Origin of the sequence: Streptococcus sp. CCH5-D3, from assembly GCF_001556435.1 — a bacterium.
Taxonomy (GTDB): Bacteria; Bacillota; Bacilli; order Lactobacillales; family Streptococcaceae; genus Streptococcus.
In genome coordinates this window covers 45578-66492 of the sequence record NZ_LSIW01000069.1, presented here as the reverse complement: position 1 = coordinate 66492, position 20915 = coordinate 45578, and the positions used below count along the sequence as shown (strand labels likewise).

Annotated in this window: 18 protein-coding genes; 7 read left to right on the top strand and 11 right to left on the bottom strand. The window is 38.6% G+C overall.

Annotation, left to right across the window (positions count from 1 at the left end):
* Window positions 1-161 precede the first annotated feature (161 nt).
* A complete protein-coding gene (gene tehB / locus AX662_RS04755) occupies window positions 162-1040 on the top strand; it encodes an SAM-dependent methyltransferase TehB (RefSeq protein ID WP_060971758.1) in 879 nt (292 codons plus the stop codon).
* An 82-nt stretch (window positions 1041-1122) separates the two neighbouring features.
* Here the strand turns inward: tehB and AX662_RS04750 are convergent, their stop codons facing one another.
* Window positions 1123-1875, bottom strand: coding sequence for a DUF4767 domain-containing protein (locus AX662_RS04750; RefSeq protein WP_014634886.1), 753 nt, complete (start codon window positions 1873-1875; stop codon window positions 1123-1125).
* Window positions 1876-2606: 731 nt separating this feature from the next.
* Between AX662_RS04750 and AX662_RS04740 the strand changes: the two genes are divergently transcribed.
* Window positions 2607-3434: an exodeoxyribonuclease III gene (locus tag AX662_RS04740; RefSeq protein ID WP_002884246.1), complete on the top strand. Its 828-nt coding sequence runs from the start codon at window positions 2607-2609 to the stop codon at window positions 3432-3434.
* A gap of 74 nt (window positions 3435-3508) precedes the next feature.
* Entirely contained in the window at window positions 3509-3988 is a 480-nt protein-coding gene (locus AX662_RS04735; protein WP_060971756.1) for a QueT transporter family protein, read from the top strand.
* 42 nt (window positions 3989-4030) lie between these two features.
* Here AX662_RS04735 and AX662_RS04730 read toward each other — a convergent pair whose 3' ends face one another.
* The 4 genes from AX662_RS04730 to AX662_RS10960 form a co-directional block, all read right to left on the bottom strand.
* Complete coding sequence (locus AX662_RS04730) at window positions 4031-5659, bottom strand: hypothetical protein (RefSeq protein ID WP_060971755.1); 1629 nt, start codon at window positions 5657-5659, stop codon at window positions 4031-4033.
* 108 nt (window positions 5660-5767) lie between these two features.
* Entirely contained in the window at window positions 5768-6754 is a 987-nt protein-coding gene (locus AX662_RS04725; RefSeq protein WP_060971754.1) for a helix-turn-helix transcriptional regulator, read from the bottom strand.
* An 80-nt stretch (window positions 6755-6834) separates the two neighbouring features.
* Window positions 6835-7278, bottom strand: coding sequence for a hypothetical protein (locus tag AX662_RS10965; protein ID WP_229040628.1), 444 nt, complete (start codon window positions 7276-7278; stop codon window positions 6835-6837).
* 62 nt (window positions 7279-7340) lie between these two features.
* Complete coding sequence (locus tag AX662_RS10960; protein ID WP_229040627.1) at window positions 7341-7577, bottom strand: hypothetical protein; 237 nt, start codon at window positions 7575-7577, stop codon at window positions 7341-7343.
* Between the two features lie 29 nt (window positions 7578-7606).
* Between AX662_RS10960 and AX662_RS10955 the strand changes: the two genes are divergently transcribed.
* Window positions 7607-7852, top strand: a complete 246-nt coding sequence (locus AX662_RS10955) for a hypothetical protein (RefSeq protein WP_229040626.1) — start codon at window positions 7607-7609, stop codon at window positions 7850-7852.
* Between the two features lie 126 nt (window positions 7853-7978).
* Here the strand turns inward: AX662_RS10955 and AX662_RS04715 are convergent, their stop codons facing one another.
* The 6 genes from AX662_RS04715 to AX662_RS04685 all read right to left on the bottom strand — a co-directional run bounded on the left by AX662_RS04715 (window position 7979) and on the right by AX662_RS04685 (window position 19471).
* Window positions 7979-8992 carry a diacylglycerol kinase gene (locus tag AX662_RS04715; RefSeq protein ID WP_021143749.1) on the bottom strand — a complete coding sequence of 338 codons (1014 nt, stop codon included), beginning with the start codon at window positions 8990-8992 and terminating at the stop codon, window positions 7979-7981.
* Window positions 8993-9001: 9 nt separating this feature from the next.
* Entirely contained in the window at window positions 9002-10960 is a 1959-nt protein-coding gene (gene ligA / locus AX662_RS04710; RefSeq protein ID WP_060971753.1) for an NAD-dependent DNA ligase LigA, read from the bottom strand.
* 93 nt (window positions 10961-11053) lie between these two features.
* Complete coding sequence (locus AX662_RS04705) at window positions 11054-12535, bottom strand: AAA family ATPase (RefSeq protein WP_004183148.1); 1482 nt, start codon at window positions 12533-12535, stop codon at window positions 11054-11056.
* 27 nt (window positions 12536-12562) lie between these two features.
* On the bottom strand, window positions 12563-15199 hold the full coding sequence (locus AX662_RS04700; RefSeq protein WP_004183149.1) for a DEAD/DEAH box helicase family protein: 2637 nt from the start codon (window positions 15197-15199) through the stop codon (window positions 12563-12565).
* A 3-nt stretch (window positions 15200-15202) separates the two neighbouring features.
* Window positions 15203-17125 carry a DNA methyltransferase gene (locus tag AX662_RS04695; RefSeq protein WP_004183151.1) on the bottom strand — a complete coding sequence of 641 codons (1923 nt, stop codon included), beginning with the start codon at window positions 17123-17125 and terminating at the stop codon, window positions 15203-15205.
* A 1287-nt stretch (window positions 17126-18412) separates the two neighbouring features.
* Complete coding sequence (locus AX662_RS04685; protein ID WP_060971752.1) at window positions 18413-19471, bottom strand: DUF2806 domain-containing protein; 1059 nt, start codon at window positions 19469-19471, stop codon at window positions 18413-18415.
* 114 nt (window positions 19472-19585) lie between these two features.
* On the opposite strand from AX662_RS04685, the gene AX662_RS04680 reads away from it, so the two are divergent.
* The 3 genes from AX662_RS04680 to AX662_RS04670 all read left to right on the top strand — a co-directional run bounded on the left by AX662_RS04680 (window position 19586) and on the right by AX662_RS04670 (window position 20879).
* Window positions 19586-19852: a hypothetical protein gene (locus AX662_RS04680; RefSeq protein ID WP_004183157.1), complete on the top strand. Its 267-nt coding sequence runs from the start codon at window positions 19586-19588 to the stop codon at window positions 19850-19852.
* A gap of 9 nt (window positions 19853-19861) precedes the next feature.
* Window positions 19862-20095 carry a hypothetical protein gene (locus AX662_RS04675; RefSeq protein WP_004183159.1) on the top strand — a complete coding sequence of 78 codons (234 nt, stop codon included), beginning with the start codon at window positions 19862-19864 and terminating at the stop codon, window positions 20093-20095.
* 169 nt (window positions 20096-20264) lie between these two features.
* Window positions 20265-20879 (top strand): MT-A70 family methyltransferase, encoded by a 615-nt coding sequence (locus tag AX662_RS04670; protein WP_004183160.1) that lies wholly within the window; start codon window positions 20265-20267, stop codon window positions 20877-20879.
* Window positions 20880-20915: the final 36 nt, after the last annotated feature.

Genomic DNA, 20915 nt, shown 5'->3' with positions numbered 1-20915 from the left:
CCTTCTTAACATTTATACCTATCTTCCCCAAACACTTTTCCCCCATTCCTAGATTATCAGATCTCTCACAAGAAAATCGTCTAGCTTACCCGGCTAGGCCTTTTTTCTTTTTCCATACTTTTGCTATAATAGAGCCATACCGTTTGAAAGGAACTCATAAAATGACTATAGATCAGCAACTTCTTTGCTACAAACGTTTACCAAACTGGACAGCTACAACACTGCCAGAAATGGTAACGCAAAAACACAATACTAAGGTGGGAACTTGGGCTAAATTGACCATTCTATCAGGATCTCTTCACTTCTACGAATTAGATGAAGAGGGGGAGGTTACTGCAGAGCACCTCTTTACTCCCGAGACAGAGATTCCTTTTGTTGAACCACAAGCTTGGCATCGCATCGCTGCTGCTTCAGATGATTTGGAATGCTATCTTTCTTTTTACTGTAAACCTGAGGACTACATGACTAAAAAGTATGACACTAAGGCTCACTCCGAGGTTCTTGAAGCAGTCCAATCTGGCCATATCAAACCTGGTCGCACCCTCGACCTAGGCTGTGGTCACGGTCGTAACGCTCTTTATTTGGCATCTCTTGGGCATGATGTTACAGCCGTTGATGTTAATAACGAAGCTACACAACGCATCCAAATGATTGCAGATGAGGAAAATTACAATGTTAGAGCTGGTTACTACGATATCAATGCTGCTGCTCTTCCTGAGTCTGAGACCTTTGATTTCATCCTCTCAACAGTCGTCTTTATGTTCCTTGATCCCGATCAAATTCCGGCTATTATCAAGAATATGCAAGAGCGTACAGTCATTGGTGGTTACAACCTAATTGTTTGTGCCATGGACACTGAGGAGCACCCTTGTACCATGCCTTTCCCATTTACGTTTGAAGAAGGCGAGTTGAAAAACTACTATAGTGACTGGGAATTAATCAAGTACAATGAAAATATTGGTCACCTTCACCGTTTGGATGAATATGGCAATCCCATTGCCCTTCAATTTGCAACCATGTTAGCTAAGAAGGTTAAATAAGAGCGAATGACTGTAAAAGAATTGAGCACAGCTTGACTTATCTTCAAATTAAAAACTAGGATTCCAACTGGAATCCTAGTTTTTAATTGTTTACAATATCTGCATACCCCGATTTAAGGTCTGCGTTTTCTGTTTCTTTGACATAATACACGCCACCATTAGTAGTTGGTGAATAAAGAACAAAGGGAGTCCCATCTTTTTTAATGGTAAAGAAATAACGGTGAACAGATACATTTTCCCATCTCTCGTATACCGAAACAATGGTATACTCCGAATTGCTATTACCATTTGCAGCATAAGTAGCATCCACAGTCTGGTTATGGTCCGACATCCAACGGATAGGCAAGGAAGAGGCTTCATTGGTAATTTCTTTGTATCCTGGCTGATTCATCTGATTGCCCCAAGAAACCATCAAACTAGCAAGTCGACTAGCTTTGTCATTGGTCCAACGTGGATTTTCAGTATAGGCTTCCTTAGCATGGTTAGCGTCAGGTGTATCAATACTTGCACTACTAGATTCACTCGTCTTCGCATTTTCGATTGATGACGTACTTGGCTTGGCATTAGCCTTATCTGTCGATGAGAATATCGAGCTAGCCACTGTGGCAGACGACCTAGTCTGTTTGACGTTCTTCATTGAACTAGAGACTAGAGTCAAGCCAATACCAACGACGATTGCTACTAGAGCCCCCAGAAGAATATAGATATAATTATAATTTTTCGAGATTCCAATAAGGCCAGACTGATAAGCTAATTGTAGTTCATCAGGTTTCGGTTTACGCCCTTGAACTTGCTCAAAACGACTTATCCATTCTGCTTCTGATAGCTTTCGCATAATTTTCCTCTTCTCTTTATCAATTATCTTCCATCCTATCATAGAACAGGGATGATGACAATAGTAGAGAGAACTTGAGGTTTACCTTCAACCAATTATCCTTTATTTTCAAAATAACGACAAACAAGTCGATTCTAGGAGGGTTGTTTCTGCAAAAGTTGAAATGCCAAGTTCAATCGTCATAAATCTCTTCTCCAGTGATTCTTTAATTTTTTATTAGAATAACATTATCACTAATTAGTGATAACTAACAATAAAAAAGCCTAAGACTCTATTTTCCAAGAAAGGCTAATAGGGTTAGGCAGAAAAGGAGAACTAAAACACCCACAACTAGTAGGAGACTAATCTTATAGCCTAGGGGATTTTTGGGATTTAAACTAGTTCCAAGGCCATACCTACGGAGGACAAATAAGGGTTCTGAGGGAGATTGCTTAAGGTTGTAGCCTAAGAGATACCTTAAGTAAAATAAAAAGAAGACACTCATCCCTGGAAAAATGACAAGAGGAAGCACTAGCCCCTGTGACCACCAAATCATGATTGTAAGAATGATTTGTAACAACAAGAGAGCCCAAAACAAGTAATAAATGTACGATTGCTTTTTCATTAGTATGTACCTCTCAATCTAAGATAAGTATACTCCTCCTAGCTTCCCTTATCAAGCCCATAACTCGCCTGACACCTTATTTTCTGCTACAATAGAAAGGAAATATTCAAAAAAGGAAACTGTACACATGAAATTAATTTCTTGGAATATTGATTCCCTAAACGCCGCTCTTACTAGTGATTCTGCACGCGCTCAATTATCACGTGCTGTTATCGACACTTTAGTCGCTGAAAATGCAGATATCATTGCTATTCAAGAGACAAAACTGTCTGCTAAAGGGCCGACTAAAAAACATCTGCAAATCTTGGAAGACTACTTCCCTGACTATGACAATACTTGGCGTTCATCTGTTGAACCTGCCCGTAAAGGTTATGCTGGAACCATGTTCTTGTATAAAAAAGAACTGAATCCAGTCATTACCTATCCTGAAATCGGAGCACCTTCAACTATGGACTGTGAAGGGCGCATCATCACTCTTGAATTTGACAATTTCTTTGTGACACAGGTCTACACACCAAATGCTGGTGATGGCCTCAAACGTCTGCTTGAACGTCAAATCTGGGATGAAAAATATGCGGATTACCTAGCTGAATTGGACGCTCAGAAACCAGTTCTTGCGACTGGTGACTATAATGTTGCCCACAAGGAAATCGACTTGGCTAACCCTTCAAGTAATCGTCGTTCACCAGGATTTACTGATGAAGAGCGTGCTGGTTTCACTAATCTCCTTGCCAAAGGATTCACAGATACCTACCGTCACCTCAATGGCGACGTTACAGGAGCCTACACTTGGTGGGCTCAACGTAGCAAAACATCTAAAATCAACAATACAGGCTGGAGAATCGACTACTGGTTGACTTCAAATCGTATTGCCGATAAGGTCACAAAGTCAGACATGATTGACTCTGGGGATCGCCAAGACCACACACCTATTGTCTTAGAGATTGATTTATAAAGTATCTCTAGACATAAATCACAAAAAGAGTAGACCTGCTACTCTTTTACTATGCCCAATAATTAAGGAGAAATATGAAAACAAAACTTAACACCACTCAAAAGCTCGTTCTGTCAGCTATAATGATGGCCCTTTATATCGCTATCCTCTTTGCTTCACAAGCCGTTTCCTTTGGTGCGGTTCAGATGCGTCTGGCCACTGCTTTATATGGATTAACTTATATCTTTCCATTTTTGGTATTCCCTATCAGCATAGCCAATGCTATTGGTAACTCTTTTGGCGGATTGGGATTAATTGACGTGGTTGGTGGCTTCTTTGCTAGCTTTTTAACAACCGGTAGCATCTACCTCATCCGTAAAGCTAAGTTATCTAGCTGGTTTATCATTCTTCCAATCCTACTCATTCCTGCCTTAGTGGTACCAATCTGGCTTAGCGCCTTACTCAAACTTCCTTATTTTGCTCTCGTTTTCAATTTGCTATTAGGACAATTAGTGCCTTCAATCTTGGGAGCTGTACTTGTACGCGAGTTAGCTAAACGAGGATACAAAGACTAAACAGACAAAAACATCTCTGCAATTGCAGAGATGTTTTCTTTGTTAATAATGATATGTTTTTTCGTAAGCTTCTTTTGGTGTCAGTTTGTCGCCAGAGATAAGTAAACGGTAGTCAACATTAGTAGGATCTTTTTGATAGTCATCAACCCAATCTTGATTCATTTCGAGGTAAAGATTATAGGTTCCCAACTTAGTCGAAACAGTACCTATCTTGTAAAAATCTTTATAACGCTTTTGGTTATCCGATTTTTTCAATTTTTCATATCGATAATAACTTCTGCTAAACTCCGTGAACTGGAATTCTTTCTTATCTTTTCCAGAGCCAGTTGTGACTTCAATGGTGCCCTTGTTATTTGTTAAATGTAAATCATAATCATAGTCATTGTGACTATTCACTTGGAAGACACCTGAAGTGATATCACTGTCATCAGAGAATGTCTGAATATCAGCGAACTTAGCAGCCTGCCAAGAAGCAGGGATTCCTTCATACTCACCATCACTTTGCAAGCCTAAAAGTGACCAATAATGACCAAGATAGAAGGTATTAGACTTATCACGATCTGTCACCAGTTCACCTACCATCTTAAGGTTTTCAGCACCTAGACGGTAAGGGTTAGAGAGATAACCAAAGACTGGGAAGAAATAAATGATGACTGTAAAGGTCAAGAGAGTCTTCATATTAATCTTATTGATAGCCCAGAAGAAATAGGCAGCTGAGAACAAGAGAGCGTAAGCAGCACCATAGCTAAACTTATGCGCATGGGCAATCAAAAGTAAAATGAAGAAAATAGGTTGGATAGGACGAACCTTATGATAGATGATAGAGAAAACGTCCTCTTTGTCTTCCTCAGATTTGAAAATCAAGGACAAGACAATAGTCAAGAGTACAAAGAAGGCGCCAAACCCGAAACCAACATCATTTGGACGGAAGAAGTAAGCCAAGATGGACATGTCCATTACCAATAGCCAGACAGATGCAAATTTGACTATGTTGTTACCAAATTTTGCAGCTGTTTGACTTGGTGCCTTCAAAGGTACTTCGAAGGCTTGTGCAAGTGCTCTTTCTTTGGCTTGGCGTTCGGCCTCTATTGCCGCTTTCATTTCCTTAGTACGGCGTTCCTTTTGGAACAAATGGGCAACCTTGGTCGGTTCATCTTGTCTCGACTTGGTAATGCTCAAAAAGAGCAAATATTGCATAGCAAAGATAAGAGCTGTGTTCCCACCGTATTCTAAGAAGGAACCATTCCAAATACTAGAAACAACTGCAAAAACGATATAACCTCCAATTGAGATTAAAACCGTCAAAAGCAAATGAATCCAACGATAGCGATAAGTGTATTTATCAGTTGTATCTCGTCTCAAAAACGTGTCACGTGGGTAAAGATACCAGATAACGAAGATAAGTTCAATGGCCTGAACTGCTGTTAGAAAACCAACATAGTTGAAGCCAAAAAGAGCTGCTACCACATTGATGAGATAGGAAATAATAGCCAAAACTCGCAGACTGGTGCGCTTAGACAAGAGTCCAATACTCATCAGGGTGATAGTTGAGAAGGCAGAAAAACCAGCGCCCATCTTATTATCAAAGATAAACACATTGACAAAGGCAAAAATCAAGATTCCTAGAAGAGTTAAGACTTGTTTTTGCATTTCTTTTTTCTTTTCTTTCATATTTTCCTCCTTATGAAAATGATAACGCTTCCGTATTCCTATTTTAACACAATTATACTATTTTTGTCAGATTTGAAAAGACATTCGGATAATCGAATGCCTTTTTCATTAATTATCCATTGCTTCAATCTTGAGGAAAACAAAATCCCCATCAAAGCGTTGAATATACTTTTGGAAACCTAGTAAACTAAAGGTTTCAATCTCATAACGAACCTGATCAACACCCTCACTAGTGCTTTCCTCTAGCAATTTCAGTTTTGGAATATCGGACTCCAAAACATCACGGTAGAGACCTTTATACTCAAAGGTAATTCGAGCCCACTCATTCCCAGAAAGCATTGAGAAAGCCTGGTAACGCACCTGCTCATCTGTAATGAGACGGGCTTGTTGTTCTGGACTGAGCGTGAAGGCGACGTCATTTTCAGATTTAGGAATGGTCTGAAAACGATCGACACGGAAATAACGGATTTCAGAGAACTGATAATCACAAGAAAAGTTATCATCCAGTTTGTAAGAAATACAGTAGAAATAATGGTTATCAAAAATGACTGAAATTGGAAAGACCTTATATTCCTCCACTTTTTCCCCTGGCTTACGGTAACTAAAAGACAAAGGACGTTGGTCCACAATGGCATCGAAAATGGCAGAAATAGCTGGTAAAAGTGACTTATCTTTATCCTGATAAATCTTAAGTTCTTGATAACTATCTAGTTCTAGCTCAGTCAATCGCTTGATACGTCTGCGCTCCTTGTCGTCTACAGCCCTCTCAACAAAGATGTTGATAATTTCTGCTACTTCATCCTTTCGAAGGGCACGACTCTCTAAAAGAATCTTAGATAGGATAACTGCCTGATTGTATTTAAGGTTACCATAGCCCTGTTCATACTGGGCATGATAGGAACCGTATTTTCTAGAATACTTAACCTTCATATTTGGACGTAACTCAGTCAAATTTTCCTTGAGTTCACTCACGTCCTCTTTAAGGGTACGCTCACTTATGCCAAAGCGAGCTAGGTAGTCCGTTTTTGAAATGTCATTTCCCTTTTCCAATTCGGACATAAAATATAAGAGACGTTTGGTTTTTGATGCTGTCATTATAAAATCCCCCTTTATAATCAAACCTCTTATTACTAAAAAATTGCTGTTTAGTTATTCATTATCATAGATAGTCATCCCTAGTAGCGACGAGCCACAGAATTATAGCTCAAATAATAGTCCTTTTTCTTTTCGTTATACTCAAAAGATAGTCTTAACAATTGTGCTTTCTCAATAGGACTACTCTGATCAGTGTAATCAAGATCAACTGACTTATGTATGATTCCTGATGAATGGACGTTGATACTTCTCCATGCCCTTCTTGCCTGAGAATGTTCCCTCACTACCTCAGACAAGGATGTTACTGGACCCAGATAGTCTTGGTCTTTAGTACGTAAGCTATTTATCTGCTCTTCCGTCCAATTACTGCTATAATTATCAACCTCAGTGACGCCATCAAGGGGATACGTCGCTATTCCACCATCATAGACAAAGCGTCCCTTTTCGTCCTTCACAAAAGAGAGATCACTATACTCATTGCTATCTCCACGGTCATATCTCACCTTGAGACCACTAGACTCCATCTCGACATAATTACCCTTACCATGACTTTTAATAATCGAACGTAAGGTATCCGCCTTGGGTTTCAGATTTTCAAAATCTTCTTCCGTCCAGTTATAATCGCAGACTCATCTTCGTAGTCTTTGGGATCATCGCTATCAGGTTTATCCTCATCAAAATCTGACTGAGACACCTGCTGAATCAACCTGTATTTTTTCATAGCCCCTCGATAGACAGAACCACCTAAAGTGGCAAAGAAGGATAGTCCAATCAAGCCAACGACGATAGCGGCGAAGAGAAATCTACCTAGCTTCTGTCCCATTCTAAAGAGAATGATAGCAAGGACAAAACATGCCACAATTACAGCCAGATACACAATTATCGGCTTATACTTCCAAGATAAGAAGACCGAGCCCCAGCTCACACTTAAGAGTATCAGTGGTAGAGCAAGAGTCAAAAAGAAATGCCGCTTCTCAGCTTTTTCCTCCTGAAAAGCAGATTCAAACTCTGGCCCTTTATTACGAAAAGCCGACTCGAAAGCCTGATCACCATTCTTTAGATGATCATCACTTAAATAATGTTCATTCTCTTTATTAAACCTCTACTCCTCTAAATATTCTATATAACAATTTCCCAGTTTTTTCTATTGTAACAAATGAAAGCGTCATTTTCTACAAATATACTTAAAAAGCAACCTATCTTAGGTTGCTTAAAGGTTTAACATTAGTCATTCTCAATTTTTTCAGCTTCTGTACTGAATTTTTGTGCGATGGCTTCAAGAGCTAATTCATCTGTATCTGGAAGAGTGATGGCATCATCAGAAATCTCATCAATATTTGCATAAAATTCAATATGATTCTTCAGATTTTGGAGATGAATTGGTGCATCACCACCGTATTCGCCATCGAGGTTAATCATCATACGATCATCACTTAAAGGCTCAATATACAGCGAGCTCGTTTTGATATAGGAAATTCTCTTGTCATAGATGTGTTTACCACCTTGGAGAATTTGACGAATGAGGTCAACCAATTCAAAGAGGTTAGCTGTCTTAACCATGATTAGAGTAAATTTACCATCATCCAGTTTAGCATCTGGGGCAATCGTTTCAAAGCCACCAACTGAATTGGTCAAGGCAACGAAAATCATGGAAAGACCACCTTCAAAGACACCCTCGTCATGCGTAATACGAACAGGAACCTTCTTTACCTGTGGCAACAACTCTGCCCCCTTAACAAGGTAGGCCAAATAACCAAGTACTGTCTTTAAGCGACTAGGTACGCTATAGGTTAGTTCCGTAAAGGAACCAGCAGCCGCAATATTGATGAAGTATTTGTCATCATAGGCACGGCCAATATCCATCTGAAGGGTCTGATTTTTAGCGATAACCTTGGCTGCTTCAACAGGATTTCCTCTTGGAATCTTCAAGGCGCGTGCAAAGTCATTTGTCGTTCCCGTTGGAATAACCGCCATTTGTGGGCGTTTTTTAAGCGGGGCAATCCCAGAAACAACCTCATTGATTGTACCATCGCCACCAGCAGCAATAACTAAGTCAAAGCCTGCTTTGGCCGCACGAGTGGCCTCATTTTTTGCTGAGTTCTCATCTGGTGTTGTTTGAAAGGCTGACGCTTCAAAGCCAGCACCTTCCAGAATATCCAAGACCTCGGCAACATTTTTTTTCATAATTTCTTGTCCAGATGTTGGATTATAAATTAAGCGGGCACGTTTTTGTTTCATATTGAACTCCTATAAATCCAGCAACCAAGCCTCATCTTTTACTTCAATTCCTAGGCTTTGTGCTTTTTCCAACTTACTTCCGGCATCACTACCAGCAACTACTAAATCTGTTTTCTTAGAGACAGAACCTGTCACCTTAGCACCCAGAGCTTCTAGTTTTGCCTTTGCTTCACTACGTTTAAGATGTTCCAATTTTCCTGTCAAAACAACTGTCTTACCAGATAAGATAGCATCATCTGCCACCTTTTGTCCAAGATAGGACAAATTAACGCCATAGGATTCCAGTTCTTTCATAAGAACTTGGGCCTCCTCCTTAGCAAAATAGCGCTGGATGGACTTGGCAATAACCTCTCCTAAACCATCTACAGTAGCAATAGCCTCGACATCCGCACTGGCTAACTCTTGTATACTGCCAAAAGCTTCTAGCAACTGCTTACTAACTTTGGCGCCAACATGACGAATACCCAAGCCATAGAGCAATTTCTCTGCAGAATTTTCTTTTGATGCTTGAATGGCTGCGTAAAGTTTTTCAGCCGACTTTTCCTTGAAACCTTCCAATTGAAGGAAATCCTGACTGTTCAAGCCATAGATATCAGCCACATCTTTAACCAATTCAGCTTTAAAGAGCTTTTCAACCACTGAAGGTCCCATACCTGCGATGTTCATGGCATCTCGAGACGCAAAATGAATCAGGCCTTCCTTGATCTGAGCAGGGCAAGAAGGATTGATACAACGTAGGGCAACTTCATCTTCAAAATGTAAAAGACCACTGCCACAAGATGGACATTGCGTCGGTACTTCCATCGGCTCCTGTGTCGTACGCTTACTCTCTACTACACGAAGTACAGCAGGGATAATATCACCAGCTTTGTAGACAATTACGGTATCACCGATACGAATGTCTTTTTCGGCAATGTAATCTACATTATGAAGGGTGGCCCGACTAACCGTTGTCCCCGCTAATTGCACTGGAGTCAAATTAGCAGTCGGCGTTACTACACCCGTACGACCTACCTGCCAGTCCACTGAGAGAAGCTCTGCTTCCTTTTCCTCAGCCGGGAATTTATAAGCAATGGCCCAACGTGGCGCCTTAACTGTAAAACCGAGTTCTTCTTGCATAGCCAAACTATTGACTTTGATGACAACACCATCAATGTCATAGGCCAAGTGATCACGATCTTCTCCAACAGCTTGAATAAAGTCCCAAATCTCATCCATCGATGATGTGACAATGCGTCGTGGATTAACAGAGAAACCGAGTTCTGCCACTTCATTTAAGACATCATTTTGTGTGAGACGCTCCGTTGGACTAGCTTCCTGATAAAGGAAAGTCGCCAAACGACGCTCTGCAACCACTTTGGTATCTAATTGACGAAGAGTTCCTGCTGCAGCATTACGTGGATTGGCAAATTCGGCCTCACCATTTTCCTGGCGTTGGATGTTGATGCGTTCAAACTCAGCCCGTGGCAGGTAACACTCCCCACGCACCGTAATATTAAGAGGTTGGTCCAACTTCAGAGGAATATCTGAGATACGCTTGACATTTTCAGTGATATTCTCACCTACAGAACCATCACCACGTGTCGCACCTACCTGAAGAATACCAGCCATATAGGTCAAGGAGATAGAAAGCCCATCGATTTTGAGTTCAGCCATATAATCAGCATTAGGAAATTCGTCCTTAACCCTCTTATCAAAGGCATCTAGCTCTTCTCGTGAAAAAGCATCCTGCAAACTATAAAGCGGATACTCATGTTGATATTTTTCAAAACCATCAAGTACCAGCCCTCCCACACGATGTGTTGGACTATCTGCTTGAACAAGTTCTGGATGTTCAGCCTCCAAAGCTACAAGCTCACGATAAAGCTTATCATACTCGGCATCTGACACTGATGGATTATCTTCCGTATAATACTCTTTTGCATACTGGTTAAGTTTAACAACCAGCTCTTTCATTCGTTTTTCCATAGGAACATTATACCACAGCTCAGACAGCAGTCCAAAATGATATTATGCCTATAACCCAAAACAGGACGTCTATGTAAAGACGTCCTGTTTATTTTACGCTAAATCATGTAAAATATTTAAAAGTAACTTTGTTGACTCTTTCAGTTCTTCTACAGTATAGCTGTTATTTAGATTTTCTGGATGATGGATGATATTACGAATGAAGGTTGGAAGAGTTTTTTGCTCTTGCTGAATATCCCCGTTTTTTAATAAACGATGATAGTTTTTATCTTGAGCTACATCTTTATCTACAAGCCATTTTTCGAAATCTTTCTCGTAGTAATTTTTTTCATCCTCATCAATCGCTTTTGCTTGGACAAATCCATATAGTTCATTGTGAAATTCCACGCTGTTTACTTCAAAAGCAATGTAATTTATTTCTCCTATTGTCGGCGAGGTAGTTCCGAATAAATTTAATTTCCGCTTATCAGATACAGAATTCACCCCGTCGTCATTCTTGGAAAAAATATTGATTTGCTGAGTTCTACTATCAAACTTTTTCAATAGATAGGGAGAATGAGTAGTGATAAAAACTTGATATTTTTCAGAAATTTTATTGAGTGAATCAATAAGTTTATCTTGCGCTTTAGGATGTAAAAATGTCTCAGGCTCATCAATAAAAAACATAATTGGTTTAGACGGTGTAGCCTCTTCAGTATCAAGAACTCCAGCATAAACTTGAATTAAACTTAGAGCTAATGCACGTTGCATTCCAGTACCCTTTTCCGATACGGAAGTCGTTATACCATTATCCGAAAGAAGCAAACTGCCTGTCTTAAAGAAATTATCAATTTCTGGCAATCCAAAATTAAATTGAACTTCACCATCTCCATATTGTTCTTTTAGTACCTTTGAAATTTTAGTCGCAATTCCCTTAAGAATTTTGCCTAATCCTTCATCTCCAAAAGTCTTTTTATGGGCATCTTGAAACTCTTTCCAAATATCATCTTTTTGAAAATCTTTTGTTATGTCATTAATTATTTTGCCAATTATTTTCGTCTTACCAAAATCCTGGTAATCTTCATTTTTTATATCCGAATATACAAACTGAGCATCAAATAAAGCAGTAATCGTCCTATCAATGCCAGTAGGGTTTTCAAACCTCTTTATATCGTCTTCCTCAGTTGAATTTGGATTATAAATCCTTACTTTTGAGATATCTAAAGAAACTGTTTTTCTGCCTTGTGTCACTTCACATTCCTGAGATGACCTTAAAACCCTAAGACTATACGTACCATCTTCATTGTCGATTACATAGTCACTGTATTTACTCAGATTTAGATTTTCATCATTAACTATTTCACTGAGATCCGCGCCTTTGAATTCAAGTTCGACAGATACATTTTCAGTCTCAAAACCCTGAGTTACAAAATCTAACTTGTTTTTTCCACCCTGAATGAATTCAATTGCTTTAAAAATTGTCGTCTTACCACAGTTATTGTTTCCTACGAAAAAATTTACACCTTCCGAGAATTCAATAACATGCTCTCCTTTAAAACTCTTAAAGTTTACTAGTTTAATTTTAGAAATATACATTTTCTTATCTCCAACTCCCGTTATGTATTAAAGGGTCCGTAGTTGTTCCTTAACCTCATCCTTACTTACCGCATCATTAAAGAACGGCAAGCCAACAATGCGATAACGGTCATCATCAACCAAGGTTCTTGCCTCGTCTCGCTCAGAGATTTGACGCAAGAACTCTTGTTTCCAGCCTTCCTTACTATTTTTGAAAGTATTATTCGAATCCAAGAATTGACTACCTTTTGGTTCAATGAAAATCTGCCAAGAAACATTACCCGTTTTCTTGTCGTTAGCAAACATGAGAAAATCTGGTTCAAAAGCCTGTCCTTTGTCAAAACTATAAATTCTCACAGCTTTTTCGTTTCGAAGCAAGTAAATATCCGTCCATTTTTCCTCAAGTTCAACCATTAAATCCTTAACCAGGCGAACGAGAAGTTTTTCTTCGCTTGTACCAAAGTTGTCGTTGTAAGCATACCAATTTAGATTATCCAAGTCCTCGAAATATTGTGTCTCGGCTGAATTTTTCTGGGACAAACCGAACTCTGCCTGACTTTGGTGATTAATAGTATATTTCCGCAAAATATTATCTTCAAAGAGATCCTTAATTTTGTACTGTTCAAATTTCTCTGAACCAAAGAAACGCTCCTCGGTCGCAATCAAATCTTTTTCAATATAATGGAGAAGCTTTTCAGTAATATAAAGTTTGTTGTCTGGAGTTAAATCATTCACTCGTTTATACTTTGACTCCACTCGAATATCAATATCTGAAAGCATATCGATAAATCCAGCAACATTTGGCAATCCTACAAAAGCTTTCTGTAGATTATCGAACGAGAACTTTCTATTGCGATTGATAGCCGTTCTGACAATATTGTTGCTGATAACTTTGCCAAATTTGAAGGTAATCGCCTCTAATGAATCTGAAACATAATTTCCTTCATCAAATGCCTCGATATCTCGCACTCCGTTGGTTGGGAGTTTAACTTCGAAAGATTTAGGAATGAAATTTGTATCAAACAGACTTCCTTGACGTTGTTCAAGTAGTTGCTCATAAGAGAGGCGTTTATTCATCCAAACGACGCCATCTGTATAGGTTCGAGTTTTTTTGAAAGAGTCCTTAAGCTTGAGCTCACGTTCTTCCAGATTTTGGTCATCATAAATCCCAGATTCACGCAAGACTTGCTTGAGTTCTGAAATATAGCGAGGGTTGTTCGCAGAATGATAATGAAGTTGTTCAATCACTCGAAGTTCGTTGTTTTCATTCTCATCAAACTTTCGAGTGTATTTTTCATCAAAATTATCTCCAATCACAAAAGGATAATAACGGGCACCACGGCCAATCAACTGCTTCTCGGTATTGGTGGTTTTTCCAGCAATAAATCCGTTTCTTGTGGTCTTTCCATCACGGGTGTCATAAAGTCGGACAATATCGAAAAGATTGAGAACGTCCCAGCCTTCATTCAACATATCCACGGCAAAAATCGCACGGATTTCATTTGTCGGTTGTTCCAATGTATTGAGGAGAGTGAGGCTGTCTTTGTTCTTGTTTTTTCCGTCCACTAATAGCAAGCGTTCTTGTCGAAAATCTTCCTGAAGCTCTGCAATCAAGTCAGCATCAGAAATACTAGCTGTTTCGAAAAAAGCAAACGCTTTTTTTAAGATACTGGATTTTTCATCCATTTCTGAAACTAGTTTTTGCTGGGCTAGAATATCAGCAGGTACAAGATTTTCCAGCAAATTCAAAAATTCGTCCAAATTTTCTTGGCTCTCAGCAATCTTCTGCGATTTGAACATGACCAAAGGTTTCAGATTGATGCCATTTTTTAGCGCTATTTTCTTGCGGTATTGGCTGATAATAATAGCCTGCAGCATGCGATTTTTGACTTCGCCATCCACCAGATGAAAGAGAACGTCTTTCGAATACTTGTCCAGTCGAAACTCCTTCAAATCATATTTGAAAAGCAAGGATTTTTCGTACTTTTGAGCTAGGGTTGGATTGGTTAGATCAATCGTTGCCGTAAACTCAAAAATACTGGATTTTTTAGCGGTTTCCTGGATAGCTTCAATGGTAGCCGTCCAGCTAGTGTTGTCTTTTTTCTCGTTTGTATTCAGTCCAGCGTTCAAGTGATGGGCTTCATCTGCCAGCATAACTACGGAAATATCCTTGAACTGTTCATATGAAAGGCAATTTTCTCGAGGGATGTTCAAATCTTGGTGAAGTTTTTGGATGGTGGTAAAAACGATATTGATGCTGTCGCCACAGCTATCTGAAAAATCCGTCACTTCACGAACTGTCACGATTTGCCCGTCCATGACAATCTTCTCCGCAAAGAGATACTTTCCAGAAGCACTCTCCAAGAAATTATCCTTAGTTTTCGTCAGAATATTGTCGTTATTGACAAAGAAGATGAAATTCCGCTCGCCTTGGTGATACTTTTCCAAAATGACTGCTGCCATCAAAAGTGTCTTTCCAGAACCAGTCGCCATATTGTAGAGAACTTGCTCTGGAATAGCACGATTTTCATCGGTTTTATAATATAAATACCGTCCAATTGCTTCCTCTTGATAAGGACGTAAAGAGTGCTTCAGGTTTTTAGTAATGTAATCTGGCAAATCTACTCGAAAATTTTTGAAGCCAGAGCGACTGACGGTGTCATAGGTTTCGTAAATGAAAGGCATGGCTTACTGTTCCTTTCCGTAGAAAGCGTGATTGAGCTTTTTATCCTCATCTGAAATCCCATAGTCCCTATCATCAATATCAGAGTAATTCACGTAGAGATTATTGTTATCTATAATTTCAGATAGTATTTGCTTTTGTTCTGCTAATGAAAGTAGTTCAAAGTCAGTCTGTTTTAATTTTTTAGGGTCAATACGATAAGACAAGAAGGATGACTTTTTCGCCATTTCAAATAACTCCAGAAGTTCTTCTGTTGTTGTCGCTTCGGAAATAGCATTTTTGAAGTCTTGGGCGTCATTTTTAAGTTCAGCGTAAACAAAACTACCGCCACCAGTCCAACTCACAGCTTTGGAAATACCACCTCGCTCGCCTTCAATCACTTTTTTTAAGCGTTCAACAGCGAGCGTTTCAATATAACTCATTTGTTCAATACCGATATATTGGCGATTCATTTTGTGGGCAACGGCAGCGGTTGTACCGCTACCTAAATGGTAATCTAGGACAACGTCACCCTCTTTTGTTGTCATATCAATTATTCGGCGCAACAAGGCTTCTGGTTTTTTTCCTGTTGGAAAACTGACACCACCTTCATTTTGAGTATTTTGAAAATCTATATCGCCCCATAAATCACCTAATAATTGTACTAACTCCATTTTTCCATTCATATTTAAGATAGTTTTATTTAATGTTGAAAGGCGTTTTCCATTCAAGGCATAAGTAATATCTCCATCATTATTTTTTACAATAACGGTATCTTTTTGTTTTAAGCTTTCTTGTTTTAAGCTTTCTGAAATTGAATTAACTATCCGATAAATAAAATTCATATTTTCAATACAAAAATTCCTAAATTTTTCATTACCCCAACTATTTTCAGTAATTTTTTCCTTTGGATCTAAAACTTTATGTTCAATTAAGTGTTCAAGTAATTTTTTGGGTTTTAGCTTCCCATCTTCGCTAATTAAAATGGCGTTGTAATGTGTATCCCATTTTTGTTTTGCTGTATATTGTGGATTTATTTTTAAAGAATTTTTTTTATAAACAAGAATAGTGTCTTTATTTTTTAAAATTGTTTTTTCTTTATGTTGAGTTTTATTGCCTGAAATAGAATTTGAACGTACTGTAATATTTGCAACAAAATTATCTTCTGTAAAAATTTCATCTAATAAAACACGTAAATAACCATCTTCATTATAATCACAATGAACAAATAATACGCCGTCATCAGCCAATAATGTTTTCGCAATTTCCAGCCGATTTTTCATAAAAGAAAGCCAAGTAGAATGATTAAATTTGTCGTTATATTTAAAACTATCATTTCCCGTATTGTAAGGTGGGTCAATATAAATCAACTTAACTTTTCCAGAAAAGCGTTTTTTCAAACTATGCAGAGCGATAAGATTATTCCCTTTAATGATAAGATTATCAGTATCTTTTATCTCTTCCACGTTATGCTCGCCAGTTTCGTCATAGCGTTTAAAGTTAGTCAAGACCTTATCATCCAGTAAACGATTAATTTCCGTTGGAGCAAGCGTTTCGTTAAAGAAAATCTCTTGGCGTTTAGCATCGTCCTTAGTCTGTCCACCCTCCAGCACGCAGTCTTTGTATGGAAAATTCAGAACAACTTCTTGATTTTCAGAAATGTACTTGTCGCCTGTCGCTAAACCGATTTTCGTCTTGTAAGCTGTAAAGCTGTCAGGGAGAAACTCCTTGTTATTCAAAAACTGTAAAAAGACATCTTTCTTAAAGACTAAGACACCTGTTTCAAGGCTTGAAAAGAAATGATTTGCGATTTTCTCATCACTCATCAAGAGATTGAGAAGTTCAGGATTATATTGTCTTGCCAGCTCTGCTAATTTATTCTTATTGAGCACACCTTCCACCATAAAGGTGTCATTTTGTGCCAGAAGCCGTTCCAGTTCTTTCTTCATATTTTGGTATACCTTTCAGCTGAAAATATTGAAGGGCTGATAGGATTCCTTTATTATGAATATAATAAAGGAAGGGTACCCTTCCTTTATTATGAATATAATAAAGGAAGGGTACCCTTCGGGTTTATTTAATTTACTCGTTCTATTATAGCATATCTAGAGAACGTTTTCATAATATTCCTGCCACTTCGTAAATGCTAGTTTCTTCAGAAAAACACTGGACTTTTCTTGCAAAAAGAGTTATTTTCTGAGAGCATCAACCTAACTCGAAAGGAGATTTTTATGGAAAAGTTAAAATAAGTACCGTTCGCTGGATTAAACAGTACCGAATGACTTCCAGATGTTTACCATCAAGCATATCTTGAACTGGAAGTTAGAGATAGAATTAAACAGTCTCGTTTTGATAACTTTAAGGTAGATTGGAGGACTAGTCGAGGATAAAGAAACTTTCGAAGCATTTTACGATTTGGACGATGATAAAGTCCTGCAATACACCTGCCAGCTCGAAGCACCATATGAAGTTAATACCCTACTGGACAAGATTGAACAAACTGAGTTCTCTTCAGATTACACTCGAGAGTTAATGTCTCAGACGGCTGAAATTTGGGCGATAGATAGCCTTGAAAAGTAGGACAACATATACGAAAACGGCTGAGAAGTTCAGCCGTTTTACTTGCTTTTAATGTTCGCATCGCTATTCGCTTCGCGTGAGATTTGGTTGGCAGAGTGTCGCCGTTTCTTAGGTGTTTCGTCAGGCGACTTATTATCTATTCTGAGGTATTTTCAGGACGTCTGGGTACTATTTCGATAAATGAATAGAAAATATAAATTCCAGCATTCAAACAGTTAAGCTGAGCCATAAACCAAAAATTTAAGTAAGGCGAACATCACCAAGCTTTCAGTATTTACTAAGTTTTAATTTAAAACAATCAATTATTTTAGAAAATAACGTTAAACAAGAATTAACAAAACTTGGCAATAGAATCCGCCAACAAACCTTTTGGGGATTGATACCAGAAATGTCAGAGTGGGAGTTCGATGAACTTGGGGCATACCTGCCCGCTATCAGCCTACCAGTATTCCTTAACAATTTAACCGTTAAAAATAGCGTTATGGGGTTTAAGATAACGAGGTTCGAGCAATTTACCAAACATACTGAAATAGACGAAATTAATGCTACAATTAGAAAATTTAGCACAAAACCGCAAGCGATTATTGATAGCGAAACCGAACAAGAATTTTGCCAAAAGTTGCTTTAGATTTTGTAAAGTAATGAAACGATTAGAACTACCTCAACCGATATTCTTCCAACTCCTCCATACTTTCTGCATCCTCCATTACCTCAACTGGAGCAAGATAAAAATCAATTGGTAAATCAACGTGTTGCCGAACAAATAATTGACACAATTTTCTAAAGAAATCATTGTCTGTTTTCACCTCTAAAATTTCCAAAAGTTTTAAACCGACGGTTGTAAATGAATAACTATTAAAGTGTATATCAAAAGGTTTAGATTCAGTTGTAAACGCAAAAACCAGATTATCATTCTGAAATCCAGCAGGATCACTTTTTACAGAAATGGTGTTATCTACTCTCGCCCCGATATTGATAAGTCCAAACTCTTCCATCAAAAGAAATTCCGCATTGCCAATCCCAAAATCTTTGTAAAGTTCAACTTCCTCATTACTTACTGGAGCGTAGAGATAATATTCCCCATCTTCGTCAATAACAGCCAGCTTTGCTAAAGATTTAAAAATCGTAATTTCCTTGATAGTCATTTGCTTAATAGTTGCCCAAAATTTAGGCGGAAGAGCTTCATTGAGTGTCGCCTCCTCCAACTCATCTCCCCAAGCTGGCAGAGTTGGAGGATTTTTTGTTACAGGAATTGTTGTTGTTTTGTAGCCTATAGCTTTATCATGTCGAGAAGCTAAAGCATAGTAAAAGCACTCCGCTAAGAATAAGTACGGTCTATTGTCTTTATTTTTAGCATAAGACTTAAGCAAACCTCGGTAAATATCTTGATTCAAGTTTGTAGAGTCTTTCAATAGTCGATATGTCTCCTCAACCATCTTCAAGCTATCAAAATTACCATTTCTGAAGTTTTGGTTGTGTAGCCCTGTTTCAACTTTTGACAAATAAGTATCAATTGTTTTCTCAGAGAGAATATCAGTTATATCATTGTAAATGTTTCGACCTTGGTTGACACCAGAAAAAACTTTCGAAGCAATATCGCTAGGATAATGATAATCCGTAAGTACCATCAAAATGGTTTTTGTCATTGCAGTTGGATTCTTCCAGCTGTGATTTTCTTTTTCTAATAGATGAAGTAACTTTTTAATCGTAAACATATCACCTCTCCTTTTTAGCAATCAAATCGCAAGACTTTGGCAAAAAATAACTCTTTACACCTGTTATACTATAACCAAGTTAGCTAACTGAATTATATCAAAAGGAGACCCACTATGTCACATCTACCACAAAACTCTCAAAACCCAGAAGTCTTGCCAATTTCAACACTTAATCCACAGAAAATGGCAATTGCTCGCCAGCTCAACCAAGACATGGCAGTCATTCAAGCCAACGAACTATTGGCTCAAGATGTCTTAAATAAGATTGCTAACCTTTCGGAGTTAGAAAGTCATATCTTGGCACAAAATCCACAAGCAAAAGGTCGGACAGACTTCATTATCAAGGCATTCACTTATGCTTCAGCACAACGTTTCAAATAGGAGGTGACTATGAATTGGTATCTTATCGCTCTCTTGGTGCTCGCTGTTCTCTTCTTTCTCGGATTAGTCTTATTGGAATACGGTGAAGATGAGACAACTTCGAACAATCCAACAGAAATTTACTCGCAAGACGAAATTGCTCTGGCAGAATTTCTAGAAACCCGAGAAGCTATTAACGAAGATTTCCTGATAGCACAGAAAAAGCTACTGGAAACTCTCAACAATGAATGGAGGCGATTTTAAGATAGGACGTTGTATTTCTTACAACAACGAACAAGTCGAGCGAATTTAGCTCACCCGACCACTGTTCATCGCTTTCGCATCGCTCCAAAAGTTCAAAATACTTATGATTTGAAATACCCTAAAGCTAAAGTATAGTTGGAGCGTCTAACAAGACAGAAAGGATTTTCAAATGAAAACACAACAAGAGCAAACCAAACAACACGCATCAAAGAAATTCAAAACTATCCTCGCAGACCCACCTTGGGAGATTGCACAAAAAGGCAAGCTTGGTGCGAGTAGGCACTACAATTTGATGAGCTTGGAAGCTATCAAAAATATGCCAGTCGCAGACCTCGCTGAAGACAATGCTTACCTCTGGCTCTGGACATACCCTGCCGCCCTCGAACAATCTTTCGAAGTAGTGCGCGCTTGGGGCTTCGAACCAAAATCCATCTTTACTTGGGTGAAACCTCGACTTGGATTAGGAAATTACCTTCGAAACTGTACCGAACAAATGATTTTTGCGATACGAGGCAAAGCTCCTATCAAGTTCAAAGGGCAAATGAATTGGGGAATGTTCCCTGTTCAAGACCATTCTCACAAGCCTGAAGAAGTTTATTCGATTATCGAACGCTGTTCAGATGGAGATTATTTAGAGCTCTTTGCACGCCGTCCTGTTCCCTCAGATAAAAACTGGAGCATTTGGGGTAATGAAATTAAAAGTGACATTATCATTCCGAACTATCCCGTCCCAGAGTATTCTGAAAATGCTCGAGATTTCACTAACGGAGGCGATGATGAATGAAGAAATTTCTAAGTCTCGCTGTTTCGTTTTTCTTCG